Below are 17881 nucleotides of genomic sequence, written 5' to 3' on the forward strand. Positions count from 1 at the left end.
TGGGCTCAGGGCGCGGGGATGGTCACCCGCCCCGGCAGTTCGACGCTCCCCGTGCGGTTGAACACCCGCAGGGTATATTGGCCGGGGGGCAGGTCCCCGGGCAAGGGCAGGGTGAGCCGGTCCGGCTTCGACACTGCCAGGGCCTGGATCTCGCGGGGAAGCTGGGCGAATTTTAGCCCTCCGTAGCCGTCGGCGATGATCAGGGTGTCGCCATCGAACTGGAGGTCATGAGCGACCCCCTGGGTGTGGATGGTCCCGATCAGTTGCGGCTCGGCGGGGTGGCTGAGGTCGATGACGTGGACCCCGTGATGGAGCGCGGGGACCAGGGCGAGCTGCCCCTTCAGCACGACCTTTTTCGACCATCCGGGCAACTCCACCGACCCGGCCAGCCGCGGGCGGCCCGGATGGCTGATGTCGATGACCTGCAGCCCCCCCTCCCCGCAGGCGGCGAAGGCGAATTCCCCCTGGACCGCCACATGGAGGACCTGGGCGAAATTGCGCAACGGCCAGGGGAGGGAAAGCCCGCCGACCCGTTTGGGGTGCAGCGGGTCGGCCAGGCTGAGAACCTGCAGCCCTTCCCGGCCGCTGGCCAGGAGCAGATGCTCCCCCGCCAGGGCCAGGCCTCGTGCCCCGCCTGGGGTTTTCACCGTGGTGAGGAGCCGGGGGGCACCCCGGTCGTTGATGTCGATGACCTGCAGCCCCGCTGGGCCGTCGGCCAGGTAGAGCAGGTTCTCGGCTGCCACCAGGCCGGCAGCCTGACCGGGGGTAATCAGGGACCCCAGGATTTCCGGTCTGGCGGGATCGCCGATATCGAGAATAAAAAGCCCCTGAGCGGGATCCGAGGCAAAAGCCAGGTGGCCGGAAATGACCAAGTCGGTTAGCGAACCCGGGGCCTGGCTGCCGCCGACCAGTCGTGGTCGGGCCGCATCGGAAATGTCTGCCACCAGGATTGAGTTGTTGCCCACCAGGTAGAGGCGATTGCCGGTGACCGCCAGGTCACGGACCGGCGTGGGAAGCTCCAGGGTGCCGGCTATCCGGGTCTTCCCTGGCTCAGCGATCTCGATGGCCAGCAGTTTATCTGCAGCGCCCAGGTAAACGTAGCCTCCGCTTTCGGCGGATACGATCCTGGAATGGGGGGTAGCGATCCTGGAAGAGGGAATAGGAATAGGAAACTTCTGGTTCAGTTGCAACCGGGCCGGGTCGGAGGCATCCAGAATGGTCAGCAGGTCCTGTCTTCCCTCCACCCCGAGGCAGAACACCAGAGAATCCTCAACCTCCAGATACACACAAGAAACCCCATCGGGCCCACCGCCGAGCAGCCTGGGGCTGCGGGGGTCCTTGAAATCGATAACCTGGACCCCCCTTTCCCCGGTGGCGACAAAGGCGAGCTCCCCCCGCAGGGCGAGGTCCCTGGCCGGGCCGGGCAGGGCCAGGGCCTTCTGGAGTTGCGGCCTTTCCAGGGAGGAGATATCGCTGATCAGCAGGCCCCGGTCGTAATCGGCTACCAGCGCCAGGTCCCCTGCCAGTTCAAGGGCCAGGGGATTGGCCACCTGATCGATGCTTCCGAGCGGGCGCGGCGCGGCCGGGTCGGCCAGGTCGAAGATCTGCAGCAGGCGGGATTTCCCCGTGGTGAAGGCCGTCTGCCCGCGCAGGGCCGCCGCCTCCGTCGGTCCGAATCGGTCGAGACGTTTTCCCAGGGTCGGCCGGTCCGGGTCCTCCAGGTGCAGAAGCCTGGACTGCCTGTCGGTCAGGCCCAGGGGGGGCGCAAGGGTCAGGCTATCCGGGCTGTTCAAGGATTGAACCTCGCCGAGAGGTCGCAATTCCCCGGGGGTGGCCAGATTGAAGAGCTTTAGGCCGCCAAGGTTCTCCCCGACAGCCAGAATCCCCTCGGCCAGACGGACCAGTTGGAAATTTCCACGGGCCTCCGCCTCATTTGGGGAGGTTTGTTCCAGGACCTCCTGTCCTCCGAGTACCTGCAGTCCCTGTTCTCCACAGGCAAGAAAAATCTCATCCCCCGCGACGGTGAAACCCAAAATCCGGTGGTCGTTCTGAATCATCCCCAGCGGGCTGGGGTGGGCGGGATCTTCCAGATCAAAGCGATAGAAACCTCCCGTTTGGGCCGCGAGGTAGAGACGCTCACCGCTGACCTCCACCCGGGTGGCTTTTTCGCCAACCGCCAGCGAACCGAGAAACCGGGGCTGGAGGGGGTCGGCCAGGTCGACGACCTGCAGGCCGGCCTGGCTGGCCGCCAGGTAGGCGATCTGGCCGGCCAGGGCCACCTCGCGGACTTGCCCATGGGCGGCCAGGTGGGAAACCGGCCGGGGGTCCTGCGGGCTGGAGACGTCGACCAGGTGGAGCCCCCCCTGCCCCGCGGCGACCAGGACCAGGTCGCCCATGAGGGCCAGATCCCAGGCGAAACCCGGGACTTGCAGGCTGCCCACCAACCGGGGTTCGCCGGGCTCGGCGACGTTCACCACCTGCAGGCCGCCGCCTCCCGTTGCCAGATAGGCCAGATCGCCCCGCACGGCCACGTTCATGGTCACCCCGTCGGTGGGCAGGGTCCCGAGCAGCCGTGGCGTTTCGGGTGCGGAAATGTCGACGATGGCCAGCCCCCCCTTGATGAGGGCCAGGTAGGCCCTGTCCCCCTGCAGAGCGATGGACCAGGTCTTCCCCGGCAGCTCCAGGGTGCCGACGATCCGGGGCGAGGCCGGGTCCGTGATGTCGGCTATCGCCAGCCCTCGGGAAGCATTCGCCAGGTAGGCGAAATCCCCCCGCACGGTGACGTCCTCCAACATTGAATGAGTGTCGAGGGCGCCGATCCGGGCCCTTCGGTTCAGGGTGTCCGGGACCAGGGAAACCCGGGTGGTCCGGTCGAAGCCCGAGCCATGGAGGACCAGCTCTTTCAGAGAACCGGTGGGGGTGGAGACCGCGGTAATGTCGTCGACTCGCAGGGGGGGAGGCGGGCTCGGATTGGCCAGGGCGAAGAGCCCGGCGCTCAGGGCCAGCAGGATGGCGCAGGCCGCCAGCGTCCAGAGCAGACCGCGGCGTCCTTGCCCCCGTTGGGGAATTTTGTCCTGGATTTGGGAATCGTGCATGGCGGGGCGATTATCCTGTGGGCCGAACCATCAGCAGGCTTTTTCGGCCCGGTGGCGGGGGCCGTGCTTCAGCCATTTGTCAATTGTTTCCAGTAGCTGCTTCTGCTTGAAGGGTTTGCGCAGAAAATCGTCCATCCCCGCCTCGCGGCAGCGCTGGATGTCCTCCTGCTGCGCCCTGGCGGTCAGGGCGATGATCGGAGCGGCGAAGCCGGCGGCGCGCAGGGTCCGCGTGGCCTCGAAGCCGTCCATGACCGGCATGGTGCAGTCCATCAGGACCAGCTGGTGCCCCCCCTGCAGCGCGGCCTGGGTGGCGAGGCTGCCGTTGGCGGCCACTTCCAGCCGATATCCGGCGCCTTCCAGGAGGATCTGGATCAGCCGCTGGGTGGTGGGGTTGTCCTCGGCCAGCAGGATGCAGGGGGCGTTGCCGGCGGGAACCGGTTTGGGCGTACTCTTCCCGGGGCGGGGTCCGATTTCGGGCTCCGCGGCGCGCAAAAAGACCTCGAGGTTCGCCGCCAGCTGGGAACTGCGCACCGGTTTGAGCAGGGTGCCGACAAAGCCCCGCCGGGAGAGCTCCTCCTCCCGGCAGCAATGCACCTGCGGCGCGAGCTGCACCAGGCGGGTTTCTCCGCGTGGCCAAAGGGTCCGGATCTCAGCGACGACGGCCTTCGATCCGGCCTCGGAAAGGCCCTGGTCGATCAGCACCAGCGCAAAGGGGCGCCCGGTGTCGGCGGCCCGGCGCAGCTGGGCGAGGGCCTCGCTGTGGTCGGCGGCACCGGTGACGACCAGGCCGAGGGCGCCCAGGTCCGCCTCCAGCTGGGTGCGGGTCGCCGCGTGGTTCCCGACCAGCAGCAGGCTTTTGCCCTGCAGTCCCGCGGCAGCCGGCATTTGACCGGGCCCTTTGGCGGGCTGCATTTCCATCGGCAGCCTGAGCCGGAAGGTGGAGCCCGCGCCCGCCGCGCTCTCCACGCTGACCTCCCCGCCCATCATCTCCGCCAGTTGCTTGACGATGGACAGACCCAGGCCGGTCCCCCCGAAGCGCCGGGTGGTGGAGTTGTCCGCCTGGGTAAAGGAATCGAAAATCCCCTCCTGGGCTTCCGGGGCGATGCCGATCCCCGTGTCCTGCACCTCCAGCCGTAACCACAGGGTCTCTCCGGCCTCCTCCTCCGCTTCGGCCCGCAGCAGTACCTCGCCGCTCTCGGTGAACTTGACGGCGTTGCCGACCAGGTTGAGCAGGATCTGCCGCAGTCGCCCGGGGTCGCCCCGCAGCGCCAGCGGCAGGTCGGCCGGAATCTGGCAGACCAGCTCCAGCCCCTTGGCGAAGGCCTTTTCGGCGAGCAGGGCGGCCACCTCCTCGAGGAGTTCCCGCAGATCGAAGTCGACGTGCTCCAGCTCGATCCTGCCCGCCTCTATCTTGGAGAAATCGAGAATGTCGTTGAGGATTTCCAGCAGAGCCTCGCCGGAGCGGTGCACGGTTTCGGCCAACTCGCGCTGGGAGGCGCCGAGACGGGTCTTGAGCAGCAGGTCGGTCATGCCGAGCACGCCGATCATCGGTGTGCGGATTTCATGGCTCATGTTGGCGAGGAACTGGGATTTGGCCTGATTGGCGGCGTCGGCGGCGTTCTTGGCTGCTTCGAGCTCGGCAATCGTCAGCTGCAGGCGGCGGTTGGTGTGGCGCAGCTCGGCGGTCCGGTGCTGGACCTGGTCCTCCAGTTTCAGGCGGTGGTCCTCCAGCTGCCGGTCGCGCAGCTCGATTTCGCCCAGCATCCGGTTGAAGCCGTCGATGAGCGTGCCCACCTCGTCCCCGGTTTCCCGCTCGGCCCGCAGCGAAAAGTCCTTCTCCCGCGAGACCCGCTGCATCAGCCCGACCAGCTTGAGGATCGGCCCGGAAAACAGCCGCTGCAGACGGGCCGAGAGCAGGTAGGCGAGCTGCACGAGAATGCCGAGGACCGCCAGGACTGTCGCGGCGATCCCCAGCAGGCGCTGGCGCAGGTCGCCGAGGCCGCTCTGCAGGAACACCATCCCGATCTGCTCGCCGTCCACCATGACCGGGCGCAGCAGGGCCAGATGCTCAAAGGTGAAGCAATGGGCCGGCCGCCCCTCCTCCATCGGCTCCTCCAGGGAGTCGCAGATCAGCTGTGCGGCGCCCTTTCCCTCCGCGATCTCGGGGTTTCTCTCGTTGACGAACTGGGCGAAGGGAGCCTTATTGCGGTCGAGCAGGTAGGCCATCTGCACCTGCGGCTCCGCGGCCAGGGAGGCGAGGGTTTCGTGGGCGGATTTCTTGTCGTTGAAGAGCAGGGCCAGTCGGTTGCTGGAGGCGAGTATGTCGGCCAGGCTGGTGACCTTGTCCAGGGTGGCCTGGCGATAGGAGATGACTTCGGTAGCGACGAAGGCGGCCGTGGCGAGCTGCAGCACCAGGCAACCGACCACCATCATCAGCGCGGTCAGTTTGCTGGCTATGGAAGCATCCCGAAACGGGCGCATCGTTAATCCCCCCCCGGCGGCTCGGTCGCTGAAACCTGATCCTTGGTATTAAAATCCAGCAAAAGCCAGAATTAGCGGAATCTTATCAGTTCGCAGGCAGCTTTGGAAGCTATTTTTTACCGACATTGAAAAAACGGCGACGGTCCTTTTGGGGGCAGCACTTGGCTGACGTAAGTGCTCGCGAAAAAAAATTCATGTGAGGGCTTTTTGGTTTGACAGGCAAAATTAATGCGTGCTATTAAACCACCCTTTAGTTTGTACTTAAATTCAAATTTTTTGTGGAAAAAAAATTAATGTTTTCCGGGAGGCGCCGCGCTGCGTAAATCATGTTGAGGATTCCGCAATGAAAAAGCCTCAGGGGCGTGCCTCCCGGCGGGGGGCGAAAGAGACTCCGGAACCGGGTGCGGTGGAATGCCGCAATGGGCAGAACCCGCCGGCTGCAAAAGTCCGCATCATGTCGGGAGTGACTGCAAAAAACCTGGTGGGCGGCCTGGCCCGCCTGGTGGAAGGGCAACGCTGCTTTGCCGAGGAACTCGGGTTGGCTTACGGCAGGGTTTTTGGGGATGGGTACGAATCCTTCAAAAACCGCAAGCCCGAAGAGGTGCTGCGGGAGTGGCTGACCGGGGCCGAGGATGGGGCCGAGCACCTGCAGGTTCTGCTCGAAGACCTTCTGCAGCACCAACTGGCCCTGATGGAAGCCCTGGAGGGGGTAGCCGACGAGGTGTTGCGCCAACTCAGTCCCGAGCGGATCGAACAAGCCTCGCCAGGGGTTCTGGGATTGCGGCCCCTGGCGTGGCGCCGTTTCCGCAGGCTGCATGCCGAATTTGCCGGCAACCCCCACCTGCGCCATCAGAAACTGATCCTGGAAGGTTTTCTCAATGGCTATGTCAAGGCCCGTGAGCAAAGCCGGGCCGCTGCCAACCCTGCCACGGGGTGTGTCCAAGGAGGTTCTTCATCATGAAATTCCGGAACTTGAGCTGCTGCTTCTGGTTGCTGGTCCTGCTTTGCCTGGCCGCGGGTTGTTCGCCTCCCCAGGTCAAGATGGGTCTGTCCAGCACCGCAAATCTGAATCTCAATGATTTTGACGAGCCCTTGCCGGTCATGGTCAACATCTACCAGCTTTCCGACGCTCAGCCCTTCAGCAAGGCCAGCTTCGAGGAGCTGTGGAAGAAGGACCTGATGACCCTCGGCGACAGCCTGCTGACCAAGGAAACCCTGACCCTGAACCCGGCCTCCCAGGAGCGCCTGGAGTACCTTCGTCATGACCAGGCACGCTACATTGCCGTGATGGCGGTCTTCCGAAAGCCGGAAAAGGAGGCCTGGCGGGATGTCCGGCCGGTGGCGGATGGGTTTTTCAAGAAACGTTTCTCCAGCAAGGTAACCGTAAATCTCAAGGGCAACAGCGTAGAATTTGTCGATTGATTGCAGCCGGTCGGGGACAAGCAAGCATGGGTGAATTGAATAAGGTTATCTGGGCCGAGGGGATGTTTCTGGGCCAGCAGCATTTTCAGGCCTGGGACCGCTATCAGGAACGCAGCCAGCTGGTGCGCAGTCGGGTCCAGAGCCCTTTTTCCTGGGGGCTGCTGTCGCTGGGCATCGACGACAAGGCCATGGCCAACGGCAACTTCCGCCTGCAGGAGTGCAGTGCGATCTTTCCCGATGGCCGCTTGGTCAGCTTCGATGCCTCCCGGGATGAGCCGCTGGCCTGCGAGCTGCGTTGCGGCGGCGGGGAAACCGCCGAGGTATTCCTGGCGCTGCCGGCCAATGCCAGGGTAAAGGGCGTGTCGGGTTACCCCGACCGGAGCCAGCTCTGCGGCTGGCAGGCGGACTACCGGCAGCTGGGCGACGAATATGACAACGATCGGGAACGGGAGGTGCTGCTGGCCCGCCCGAACCTGGCCCTGCTCACCGACCGGGATTGCCTGGAGCAGTTTGTCTGCATCAAGATCGCCCGGGTGGTCAACGAGGGCGACGGCGGCTACCGCCTGGTTCGGGAGTTCATCCCTCCGGTTGCCCGGCTCGGTGCCTCGGTCTACCTCAAGGGGCTGCTCGGGCGGGTGATCGAGGGGATCGGGGCGCGGCTGCGCACCCTCAACGACCGCCGCGGCCAATTCGGCGGCGGCCCCGGCGAATTCGCCCGCACCGACCCTGCCCAGATCCTGCTGCTGCACAGCCTGAATTCCGCCTATCCGCAATTGCTGCATTTCCAGCAGCATCCGGATCTCGGTCCCGAACCTCTGTATCGGCTGTTCTGCCAACTGGTCGGCGGGCTGTGCGCCTTCAGCCCAGAGTTGGAGGTCAGCGCCCTGCCACGCTACCAGCATGGCGAACTCACCGGGGTATTCCAGAGTTTCGAGCGCCTGCTGGGCAACCTGATCAACTTTTCCACCACCGCCCCCAGTGCCGCGCTCAGGTTGACCCGGGAGAGCGAGGCGCTGCTTTCGGTGACGGGGCTCGACTCGCAGATCCTGCAGGGTGCCAGCCTCTTCCTGGAGGTGCTGTTCGAGGCAGAGGATCCGCTCTGGATCACCGATTTCACCCGCCAGATCAAGGTCGCCTCGCGGGGCACCATCGAGTTGACGGTGGCTTCGGCCCTGCCCGGGGTGCGCATCGTGCACACCCAGCGCCCGCCGAACAAGCTTTCGGTCAAAAGCGGCTGCGAGTATTTCCGCATCGAACCGAGGGGGGATTTCTGGGGCAAGGTTCTCGAGGAGGGGAGCCTGGCGCTGTTCCTGCCCCGGCATTTCTCGGCCGCAGACATCGAACTGGTCACCGTGCAGGAGTAGCTGAGCATGGACAACGGGGCGGAAAAAACGCGTATCAACCCGCTGCTGGAATGCAGCGAAACCATCTTCTCCCTGATCGCGGTTTTCAAGAGGGGAGACCGGGGCGCCGGTCTGGATGCCGACTACCGGGAAAAAGTCCTCTCCGGCTTCGACATCATGGAGCGGATGGCCTTCGAGCGGCAGATCGGCATGGTGGTGCTCAAGGACGCCAAGTATGCCCTGGCGGCCTGCATCGACGAGGCGGTACTCAGCTCCAGCTGGCCCGGCCGGCTGCAGTGGATGAGTCGCCCCCTGCAGATGGAGCTGTTCGGCGACCACTTGGCCGGGGAGGGGTTTTTCGAGCGCCTGACCAACCTTCGTCAGGGCGGAGAGGCCAACCTGGAGCTGCTGGAGCTTTTTTACGCCTGCCTGCAGCTGGGTTTCGAGGGGATCTACAAGCTGCGCGGCCTGGAGCAGTTGATGGCGCTGCAGGTCGATCTGCGCGCCCAGATCGAAGGCTATCGGGGGGTGGTGAACCCCACCCTGTCGCCCGCAGGTGTCCCCCTGGTGCCGCTGATGACCAGGGTCCGCCGCGAGGTCCCCTACTGGGTGGTCACCGTGGTCACGGTGGCGGTGGTCTTTTTCACTTTCCTCGGCTATTCGGTGACGGTCAACAAGCTGGCCGAGCGCAGCGTCGTCTCGATCCAGACCGACCAGGCTGCCATGCTCGGCGTGCTCAAAAATCGGGCCCCGGCCCCGGAGCCGGTCAATGAAGCGCCGACCCAGTTGCAGGATAAGGTGCCAACCAAATGAACAAGATACTGATCTTCCTTCAGGCGTATCTGCTCGGCCGCTCGGGCAGCCGGTTCGTCGGGCTGTTGCTGTTGCTTTCCCTGGTCTGGTGGGCGGGCCCCCATGTCGGACTGGACGGCGAGCGGCTGCGCCTCATGGTGATGGGGGGCATTCTGCTGTTTGCCCTGGGCTGGTGGCTGGTCAAGCTGCTGCTGGTGCGCCGCCGGGCCGACCGTTTCAAGAAGGAGCTGCAGTCCCACGATGAAAAGGGGATGGGGCGCCAGCTGGAGATCGAGGAGCTGCGCACCAAGATGGACGAGGCGATCGCCTCGCTGAAATCCTCCGAACTGGGAGTGGGCTACCGCGGCAATGCTGCACTTTACGCCCTTCCCTGGTTCATGATCATCGGCCCTTCGGCTGCCGGCAAGACGACCCTGCTGCGCAACTCGGGGCTGCATTTTCCCTACGCCCAGGGGAATGATATCGACATCAAGGGGTTCGGGGGGACGCGCAACTGCGATTGGTGGTTTTCCAACGAGGCGGTGCTGCTCGATACCGCCGGCCGCTACACCACCGAGGAGGACGATCAGGAGGAGTGGAGTGCCTTTCTTGCCATGCTCAAGAAGCACCGCTCGCGCATCCCGCTCAACGGGGTGCTGGTTGCGGTCAGCCTGGCCGACCTGCTGACGGCCGACGAGGGGGGGCTGGAGTGGCACGTGAAGATCATCCGCGATCGCATCGACGAGCTGACGACCCGGCTCGGCTGCGTCTTCCCCATCTATCTGGTGCTCACCAAGTGCGATCTGCTGCATGGTTTCGAGTCGTTTTTCGCCGATCTCGGCGACAATGACCGCAACCAGGTCTGGGGGGCCTGGCTGGCCGGCCGCTCCGCCGACCAGGAGTTGGCCGAAGCCTTCGAGGAGAAGATGCGGCTGCTCTATCAGCGGCTGTGCGAGCTGCGCCTGCGCAAGCTCTCCATGCAGCGCCGCTTCGAGGCCAAGAGCGAGATTTTCGATTTTGCCGCCCAGTTCCGGGCGGCCTCCGACAAGCTCATCGAATTCGTCAACCTGCTGGTGCAGCGCAACCCCTACCAGGAAACCCCAAGGTTCTGCGGCGTCTACTTCACCAGCGCCACCCAGGAGGGGACCCCGATCCAGCGCATTCTCGGCAACCTGCGCCAGGCTTTCGGGTTCGTCGAGGACGAGGTTCCCCGCGATGCAGGCACGCCGAAAAGCTATTTCATCAAGAAGCTGTTCCAGGAGGTCATATTCCCCAATGCCCTGGGGGTTTCCCGCAACCGGCGCAGCGAGGTGGTGCATCGCTGGCTGAAAAGCGCCTGGGTCAGCGCCTGCCTGGCGGTTATCGGCGCCAGCGTGCTGCTGCTGAGCACCTCGCTGACCAGCAACACCCTGCTGATCAACCAGGGCTCCGGCCGGGTGGCCGATCTGCGCACGGCGGTGGTCGCCGAGGACCCTTCGGCGCTGCAGGTTTTCGAAGGCCTGAGCGGGGTTTACGATCACCACCAGAAGCTGCTCGACTACGAACGCCGGCTGCCCTGGCACCTGATGCTCGGCGTTTACCACGGGGACAAGCAGATCGCCCCCGCCCTGACCACCCTGCTGAGTTCCATGGAACAGGCCTGCTTCCGCCCGATGCGGACCGCCCTGGAATACCGTCTGGAAAATTACGCCCGCCAGTGGGAAGCCTCCGATGACCAGGGACAGGAAAACATCCGCGATCCCTACTACCAGGCGCTCAAGGTCTATCTGATGCTGGCCGACCCGCGGCGGCTCGAGGAACCCTTCGCCCTGCCGGTGCTGGTCGGGCTCTGGAAGGAGCAGATCCAGCGCGGCGAACCCGAGAAGGGCTTTGGGGCGGAGCAGGAGGCGCATTTCGAGGCGCTGGTGCGCCTGTACCTGAACCACCTGCGGCTGGAGCCGTCCGAGCCGTTGGCCATGGCCGCCTGGCAGACCCGCCAGGCGATTGTCGAGAAGGCCCGCAAGCAGCTGCGTACCCCACCCAACGCCGAACGTCTTTATGCCCAGCTGCTGAGCAAGGCGAAGCTTTCCCTGAAAGACCAGAAACTGGAGGAGCTGATCAAGGGGTACTCCTTTGGGGTGTTGACCAGCGATTACCTGCTGCCGGGGGCCTATACCGAGAAGGGGTGGCGCGAGTTCATCCAGCCGGAGCTGGAAAAGGCGGTCGCCTCGGCCAGCCGCGGCGATTGGGTGATCGGCTCCTACCGGGGCGAGCTGGCCGGAGCGGACCCGGCTCGGAAAGGCGAAGCGGAGGCCGCGGCGGAGAGCTCCGGCGAAGCCGAGGCGGAAGCCGAGGAAGGGACCATCGACGGCGAACTGGCCCGGCGTCTTACCGGGGAGGTGCGCCGCCTCTATTTCGCCGATTATGCCGATGCCTGGTTCCGGCTGCTCGAGTCGGTGCGCATCAGCCGTTTCGATTCCCTGGAAGATGCCGCCAAGAAAATGTTGATCATCGCCCGCGGCGACGGGCCGTTTGGCGAACTGCTCCGCGTGGTCTCCAGGAACATCAACCTGAGCGATCCGCTCAAGGTTGCCTCACTCGAGGCGTCGACCCAGGGTATTGCGGGGGGAGAGAACCAACCGCAGGTCAGCCTGGTCAGGGAGCTTGACGCGCCCCTGCGCGACCTGCGCAAGTTCACCGACCCGGCGGACAAGATGACCGTCAGCCTGCTCATCAACCAGTACCTGCTGGCCGTCTCCACGATGCAGGGCGAACTGGAGCGGCTCTCCGCCGCGGTCGACGTCCAGCGCCAGGCCAAGCTTTATTCGGCCACCATCCTTACCGGTGGGGGGGCCAATTCGGAACTTTACAAGAGCTGGGTTTCCACCTCGAGCCTGCTCAACGGCATCGAGGCCCGTACCCGTCGGATCGCCTCGCGGATGCTGATCGCTCCGATCCAGAACGTCTGGCGGGTGATTCTGGCCGAGGCCCGCAAGGACCTGCAGCGCGAATGGAGAGCCTCGGTGCTGGCGAGCTTTGGCGGCAAACTGCAGGGCAAGTTCCCCTTCGACCCGCAGGGGCCCGACGCCGCCCTGGCCGACGTCTCGGATTTCTTCCGCCCCGGCGACGGGGTCTTCTGGTCCTTCGTGCACAACCAGCTAGCGCCCTTCATCACCGAGGGACGCCACAGCTGGAGCCAGAAAACCTGGCTGGATCTCGGTCCGGGTTTTGAGCCGGGCCTGCTGATGTCCCTCTCCCATGCCCGCAGCATCAGCGGCAGCCTGTTCCGCCGCGGCAACGACGAACCGGATATCCGCTTTTCGGTCTATCCACTGCCGACCCGGGGGCTGAGCGAGATGTATTTCGAGGCCAACGGCCAGATGTACCGCTACCGCAACGAGCCCCAGGAGTGGCGGGTGTTTCGCTGGCCGGGCAGTGCGGAGAAACTCGGCGCCCGGGTCTACGGCATCAACGGGCGCGGCGGCGCCAAGGCGGCGCTCGATTTCGAGGGAGTCTGGGGCCTTTTCCACATCCTCGACAAAGCCCGGGTCTCCGCCGAGGAGGGAGCCCAGTATCTCAGCGTCTGGGAGCTGCAGGACGCTGGCCAGGAGCCGATCCAGGTGCAGTTCAGGATCAAGGCGGACCGGGAAAACAACGTCTTCAGCCAGGGGCTGTTCAGCGATTTCCGGGTACCGGAGACCATCTTCTAGTCCGGGGTGCGAAGCGCCGCCCAAACGGAGAACCTTGCCATACCATGTTCGGTTTTTTTGCGAAAACTACCAGGGCCCAGGCTCCCAGGCTGCCCGACCAGTTCGGCTGTTTCGGCAAGCTGCCGATCCATTCCGATTTCATTCGTCACAACCTCAACGCGCGGGAGATGCTCGGCTTCGAAAAATGGGTCCAGGAAGGTGTCGGGCTGATCACCCGCAAACATTCCGGCGGGTGGCCTGAAAATTACCGGAACTTTTCGCGCTTCCATTTTGCCCAGGTCGGCGGCGACCATGAACGGACCCTGGTGGGGACGCTGGTGGCGAGCCGGGACCGCAGCGGCCGCCATTATCCATTTACCGTCTGTGCGGTAGCCGAAGACCCCCTTTTCCGCGAGATGCAGGCCGTTCTGCCGTTGGTGTTCGGGGATTTTTTCCGCAGCGCCGAGGGGCTGTGCGCTGAACACTGGACCAGCGAACCCCTGGGTGTGCTGACCAGCCGGGTCGACTGCCTCGGCCGCCGGGATACGGGCCTGACCCGCCGCCACCTGCTCGAGGGGCAGATCGGCTTGCTGGAGCAGGCCACCATGGGCCAGTTCTGGGCGGCGGCCCTCCCCGGGGCGGACGCCGCCGCTCGCCAGCAGTTGTTCAACACCCTGTTCAGTGCCTTGAAAACGGTGGTGCGCCGCGGCCCCACCCGCACCAACTGGGGGATCCGCCTGCCGATACCCGGCGAGGGGGATCAGCGGCCCGCGGTGGTGTTCTGGATGCAGGTCATCGAATCGATCCTGGAAGATCGCTCCTGGCGGGCCCACTATTTCTGGTGTCGGGGCGAGGCTGGCCGGCCGGCCGGCCTGACCGTGTTTTTCAAGTCCATGCCGGGCTCATTTCTGCTGCAGCTGCTCAATCCGCAACTCGACGACGGCTCGATTTTCGATACTTCCCGGGAGCTTGCCCGGGCCGCGGAAATCCGCTGCGGCGGCGAGCTGGAACGGCTGCTGGCCCGCGATGAGGTGCCGATGCTCGAAGTGCTCTACAAGGCCGGGCGCCGGGAGGTGCTCTCATGAGCCAGACGGCGGCGGCAACCCCGCTCCAGGCTCCCTTCCCGGTTTGGCTGGCAACCCTTGGCGCGCCCCTTCCGGGCGCCGACCCCTGCGGCGAGGATTCGCGCTACGGCGACGCCTTTGCCCTCATCAAGCAGGAGATCGACAAGCTGCAGGGGAACGATTACCCCCGGGTGGCCGCTCTGTGCCGGCAGGTGCTTGCCGAACAGAGCAAGGATCTGCGGGTGGCCGGGTACCTGCTGCTGGCTGCACTGTACACCGAGGGGGCCGCAGGGCTGCTCGAGGCCGCCCGCGCCTATCGCATCGTCTGGGAGGATTTCGGCGACGACTGCTTTCCGAAAAAACCGGGCGGCCGCATCGCCGCCCTGCAGTGGCTCAACAACCCCAGGCTGGAGAGCTTCGCCCGCCAGCATGCCGGGGAGGCCAGCCGTGCTCAGCTGCTGGAGTTGCGCCAGCTTATCGACACCATCAATCAGGCGTCGCAAGCGGCCCTGGGCGAGTCGGCGCCGCTCTGGAGCGGGCTCGACAAATGGCTCAAGACCCGACTCGGGGGCGCTCCTTCCGCTTCGCCCGAGCCCCCTGGGCAAACGGAGCCCCAGCGCGCATCCGGGCCGGCCCCGGCCCCGGTGTCCCCTGCCCGACCAGCCGAATCTGCACTCCCCGTTGCGGCGGTCGGCTCCGAGCGGGAGCTGACCCAGGCCACCCGGGCGATCCGCGACTACCTGCTGCAGCGCAAGGAATATCTGCAGGCGGCGGCCTACGCGCGAGCCCTGCGCTGGGGTGCGCTGGTGCTGCCCCCGCACCAGCAGGGGCACACCCGGGCTCCCGCACCGCGGCGCAGCGGCCTCAACGAACTGAGCCAGCTGCAGCAGGGCGGGGAGTACGATGCCGCCTTCCGCCTCTGCGAGAACCTGTTTCTCGAACCCGGGGGGCATCTCTGCCTGGATCTGCAGCGGCACGCCGCCGCGGCGGCTCGGGGCATGGGGCGCACCGAGCTGGCCGAATTCATCGTCGCCCAGGCCGCTGCCCTGGTGCAGCGCCTGCCGGAGCTGCCCGGGCTGTATTTCGAAACCGGCGAACCCTTCGCCGACGGCCAGACCCGCGGCCTGCTCGAGCCTGCTTCTGCCGCGTCCGCTCCACTGCCCCAGGCCCAGGGCCGGGAAGACTGGGAACTCGATCTCCTGGCGCTGCTCGAGGCTGCCAGGGACCTGGTTTCGCAAAAAAAGCTGCCGGCGGCCCTGGGCCTGCTCAAAACCTGCCCGGTCCCCGGCGAGAAGCAGCGCCTCTGTCTGCGCCTCGCCTCGGCCCGCCTCTGCTTCGAGGCCGGCCGCCCCGAGATCGCCCTGCCCCTGCTCGATGAACTGGAAGTCGCCGTTGCCTCCCAATCCCTCTACCACTGGGAGCCGGCCCTGGTCCAACAGATCTGGGGACTGCTCCTTGAAACTCTGCAGAGTTTGCTGCAGAAAGCCGCCGGCGGCGGCAAGGAGCAGCTGACCGAGCGCCTCGCCGCCCTCAGGGCCCGCATCTGCCGCACCGACCCCGAAGCGGCGGCCCGCCTGCTGCGGGACTGAATTCTTGCAAAGATTGCCCATCAACCCGATTCCGGCCGACAAAGGAGACGATCATGGCTGACAGTTTTCAAAAGGAAATCCCCAAGGCGCGCATCAACATCGCCCTCGATGTGGAGACCGGCGGGGCCAAGAAAAAGCTCGAGTTGCCCCTCAAGATGCTGGTGATGGGCGACTTCAGCAACGGCAAGACCACCGGCCGGGTCGCGGAGCGCGAGCGGATCGAGATCAACAAGAACAACTTCGAGTCGGTGCTCGGGGAGATGTCGCCCAAGGTGCGCTACCAGGTCCCCGACCTGCTCAAGGGCGACGGCAGCGAACTGGACGTGGAGCTGCAGTTCGACTCCATGAACTCCTTCCACCCCGAGCAGGTGGCGCAGAAGATCCCCGAGCTGCACAGCCTGATGGCCATGCGCAACCTGCTCAAGGACCTCAAGTCCAACCTGCTCGACAACGCCAAGTTCCGCAAGGAGCTGGAGAAGATCGTCAACAGCCAGCCGGAGCTCGAAGGGCTGCGCCAGGAGCTGGAAAGGGTCGTCGCCGCCAGTTCGGCGGATGAGAGTTGATCGGGAGAAGCCTAATAATCCAAGGAAAAGGCAATTGGCCACGGATCAAATCTGATCAAGTCTGATTTTTAAAACCTAGATAATTCAGGTCAAAATCCAGGCAGTCAGTCTCTGAAGAAGGCAAGTGACAGTGATTTATCAGATTTTATCCGATCTTATCCGTGGCCGATTGTAGTCTTTAGGGTTTTTTCATTTGCAGTTGGGAGAAAAAACGATGGCAATTCAAGAGAGTGTAAAAACGGCGCCGGTCACCGTGGAAGAAGCCGAAGCGAGCATCTACGAGCGGCTCTGCGCGCTGGTCGATATCCAGCCGCTGGCCGAGAATGTGGAACTCAACAGCTTCGCCGACTCGGGGCGGATGGCCGAGATTTCCCCCGAGAAGCGCCTGACCGCCGGCATCCGGGTGTTCATCGACCTGGCGACCCGCAACCGCTCGCAGATCGAGCGCATTGACAAGGCTCTGCTCGACAGCTACATCGCCCAGATCGACGGCATGATCAGCGCCCAGCTCGACGCGGTGCTGCACCACGAGAAATTCCAGCAGGTCGAATCGGCCTGGCGGGGGCTCAAGTTTCTGGTCGACCGCTGCGACTTCCGCTCCAACACCAAGGTGGAGCTGCTCGACTGCAGCAAGGACGACCTCCAGGACGACTTTGAAGAAGCCCCGGAAACGGTGCAGACCGGCCTTTACAAGCACGTCTACGTCAACGAATACGATACCCCCGGCGGCCAGCCGATCTCGGCGATCGTCGCCAACTACGAGTTCGACGCCTCCGCTCCCGACATCGCCCTGCTCTCCGAGCTGTCGCGGGTTTCGGCCAGCGCCCACTGCCCGTTTCTCGCCTCGGCCGGAGCGCGCTTTTTCGGCAAGGAGAATATCGACGAACTGCCCAAGATCAACGACCTGGCCAACTACATGGAGAAGGCCGAGTACGCCCGCTGGCGCAGTTTCCGCGAGTCCGAGGACGCCCGCTACGTCGGCCTGCTCACCCCGCGCTTTCTGATGCGCCTTCCCTACGGCCGCGAGAGCAGCCCGGTGCGCACCTTCAACTACGAGGAGTCGGTCAGCGCCGAGGGGCACGAGAACTACTTGTTCGGCAACCCGGTGTTCGCCTTCGCCGCCAACATCGCCCGCAGCTTCGCCAAGCACGGCTGGGCGGTGAACATCCGCGGGCCCGAGGCCGGTGGCAAGGTCGAGAACCTGCCGCTGCACCAGTACGACGCCGGCAAGGGGCTGCAGAACAAGATCCCCACCGAGATGCTGATCTCCGAAACCCGCGAACTGGAGATGGCCAACCTCGGCTTCATCCCCTTGAGCTACTACAAGAACAGCGACTTCGCCTGTTTCTTCTCGGCCAACTCGGTGCAGAGGCCGGCCGAGTACTCGACCCCCGAGGCGACCGCCAACAGCCGCATCAACTCGCGGCTTCCCTACATCTTCCTGGTTTCGCGCATCGCCCACTACCTCAAGGTGCTGCAGCGCGAGAGCATCGGCACCACCAAGAGCCGCCAGGTGCTGGAGAACGAGCTCAACGACTGGCTGCAGACCCTGGTGACCAAGATGAAGGATCCCGAGCCGGAGCTGATCGCCACCCACCCGCTCAAGGACGGTCAGGTCATCGTCCAGGAGATCCCCGAGAATCCCGGCTATTTCAGCGTTTCGCTCTACATCGTGCCGCATTTCCAGGTCGAGGGGGTCGACGTGCGCCTCAACCTGGTGGCGCAGATGCCCCGTGCTGAAGGCTGAATTGGTTTTCCCCTGCCCCCTGGGTGGGGAGGGCCGGGGTGGGGGGATTCAATTTCCGGCCCGTTGCAGTTGAAATGAGCTTCAAGGCGCACAGTGCGTCATCATCTTTAAATGAAC

General features: G+C 64.8%; 11 protein-coding genes. 9 read left to right on the plus strand and 2 right to left on the minus strand.

Annotated elements, in window-relative coordinates:
- Nucleotides 1-5: 5 nt before the first annotated feature.
- Both DESUT3_RS00390 and DESUT3_RS00395 read right to left on the minus strand, forming a co-directional pair.
- Nucleotides 6-3095, minus strand: coding sequence for an LVIVD repeat-containing protein (locus tag DESUT3_RS00390; RefSeq protein WP_221250492.1), 3090 nt, complete (start codon nucleotides 3093-3095; stop codon nucleotides 6-8).
- Nucleotides 3096-3125: 30 nt separating this feature from the next.
- Nucleotides 3126-5576, minus strand: a complete 2451-nt coding sequence (locus DESUT3_RS00395) for an ATP-binding protein (protein ID WP_221250493.1) — start codon at nucleotides 5574-5576, stop codon at nucleotides 3126-3128.
- A 343-nt stretch (nucleotides 5577-5919) separates the two neighbouring features.
- On the opposite strand from DESUT3_RS00395, the gene DESUT3_RS00400 reads away from it, so the two are divergent.
- The 9 genes from DESUT3_RS00400 to tssC all read left to right on the plus strand — a co-directional run bounded on the left by DESUT3_RS00400 (nucleotide 5920) and on the right by tssC (nucleotide 17764).
- On the plus strand, nucleotides 5920-6537 hold the full coding sequence (locus DESUT3_RS00400) for a type VI secretion system-associated FHA domain protein (protein ID WP_221250494.1): 618 nt from the start codon (nucleotides 5920-5922) through the stop codon (nucleotides 6535-6537).
- Complete coding sequence (gene tssJ / locus DESUT3_RS00405) at nucleotides 6534-6998, plus strand: type VI secretion system lipoprotein TssJ (protein ID WP_221250495.1); 465 nt, start codon at nucleotides 6534-6536, stop codon at nucleotides 6996-6998. The genes DESUT3_RS00400 and tssJ overlap by 4 nt, the downstream gene beginning before the upstream one ends.
- Before the next feature lie 26 nt (nucleotides 6999-7024).
- Complete coding sequence (gene tssK / locus DESUT3_RS00410; RefSeq protein WP_221250496.1) at nucleotides 7025-8362, plus strand: type VI secretion system baseplate subunit TssK; 1338 nt, start codon at nucleotides 7025-7027, stop codon at nucleotides 8360-8362.
- 6 nt (nucleotides 8363-8368) lie between these two features.
- A complete protein-coding gene (gene icmH, locus DESUT3_RS00415) occupies nucleotides 8369-9154 on the plus strand; it encodes a type IVB secretion system protein IcmH/DotU (protein ID WP_221250497.1) in 786 nt (261 codons plus the stop codon).
- Nucleotides 9151-12822 (plus strand): type VI secretion system membrane subunit TssM, encoded by a 3672-nt coding sequence (tssM, locus tag DESUT3_RS00420; RefSeq protein ID WP_221250498.1) that lies wholly within the window; start codon nucleotides 9151-9153, stop codon nucleotides 12820-12822. The genes icmH and tssM overlap by 4 nt, the downstream gene beginning before the upstream one ends.
- 44 nt (nucleotides 12823-12866) lie before the next feature.
- Entirely contained in the window at nucleotides 12867-13886 is a 1020-nt protein-coding gene (tagF, locus tag DESUT3_RS00425) for a type VI secretion system-associated protein TagF (protein WP_221250499.1), read from the plus strand.
- Entirely contained in the window at nucleotides 13883-15454 is a 1572-nt protein-coding gene (tssA, locus tag DESUT3_RS00430; protein ID WP_221250500.1) for a type VI secretion system protein TssA, read from the plus strand. The genes tagF and tssA overlap by 4 nt, the downstream gene beginning before the upstream one ends.
- A gap of 53 nt (nucleotides 15455-15507) precedes the next feature.
- The gene (tssB, locus tag DESUT3_RS00435) at nucleotides 15508-16017 is read left to right on the plus strand and encodes a type VI secretion system contractile sheath small subunit (RefSeq protein WP_221250501.1); all 510 of its coding nucleotides are present in this window, start codon (nucleotides 15508-15510) and stop codon (nucleotides 16015-16017) included.
- Between the two features lie 214 nt (nucleotides 16018-16231).
- Nucleotides 16232-17764: a type VI secretion system contractile sheath large subunit gene (tssC, locus tag DESUT3_RS00440; protein WP_221250502.1), complete on the plus strand. Its 1533-nt coding sequence runs from the start codon at nucleotides 16232-16234 to the stop codon at nucleotides 17762-17764.
- Nucleotides 17765-17881 lie beyond the last annotated feature (117 nt).

The sequence above is a fragment of the Desulfuromonas versatilis genome (genome assembly GCF_019704135.1).
In the GTDB taxonomy this organism is placed as follows: domain Bacteria; phylum Desulfobacterota; class Desulfuromonadia; order Desulfuromonadales; family NIT-T3; genus Desulfuromonas_A; species Desulfuromonas_A versatilis.

What these genes read in the sequence shown, in the direction of transcription:
- DESUT3_RS00390 (WP_221250492.1), bottom strand. Translation starts at nt 3,095, where the DNA reads ATGCACGATTCCCAAATCCAGGACAAAATTCCCCAACGGGGGCAAGGA.
- DESUT3_RS00395 (WP_221250493.1), bottom strand. Translation starts at nt 5,576, where the DNA reads ATGCGCCCGTTTCGGGATGCTTCCATAGCCAGCAAACTGACCGCGCTG.
- DESUT3_RS00400 (WP_221250494.1), top strand. Translation starts at nt 5,920, where the DNA reads ATGAAAAAGCCTCAGGGGCGTGCCTCCCGGCGGGGGGCGAAAGAGACT.
- tssJ (WP_221250495.1), top strand. Translation starts at nt 6,534, where the DNA reads ATGAAATTCCGGAACTTGAGCTGCTGCTTCTGGTTGCTGGTCCTGCTT.
- tssK (WP_221250496.1), top strand. Translation starts at nt 7,025, where the DNA reads ATGGGTGAATTGAATAAGGTTATCTGGGCCGAGGGGATGTTTCTGGGC.
- icmH (WP_221250497.1), top strand. Translation starts at nt 8,369, where the DNA reads ATGGACAACGGGGCGGAAAAAACGCGTATCAACCCGCTGCTGGAATGC.
- tssM (WP_221250498.1), top strand. Translation starts at nt 9,151, where the DNA reads ATGAACAAGATACTGATCTTCCTTCAGGCGTATCTGCTCGGCCGCTCG.
- tagF (WP_221250499.1), top strand. Translation starts at nt 12,867, where the DNA reads ATGTTCGGTTTTTTTGCGAAAACTACCAGGGCCCAGGCTCCCAGGCTG.
- tssA (WP_221250500.1), top strand. Translation starts at nt 13,883, where the DNA reads ATGAGCCAGACGGCGGCGGCAACCCCGCTCCAGGCTCCCTTCCCGGTT.
- tssB (WP_221250501.1), top strand. Translation starts at nt 15,508, where the DNA reads ATGGCTGACAGTTTTCAAAAGGAAATCCCCAAGGCGCGCATCAACATC.
- tssC (WP_221250502.1), top strand. Translation starts at nt 16,232, where the DNA reads ATGGCAATTCAAGAGAGTGTAAAAACGGCGCCGGTCACCGTGGAAGAA.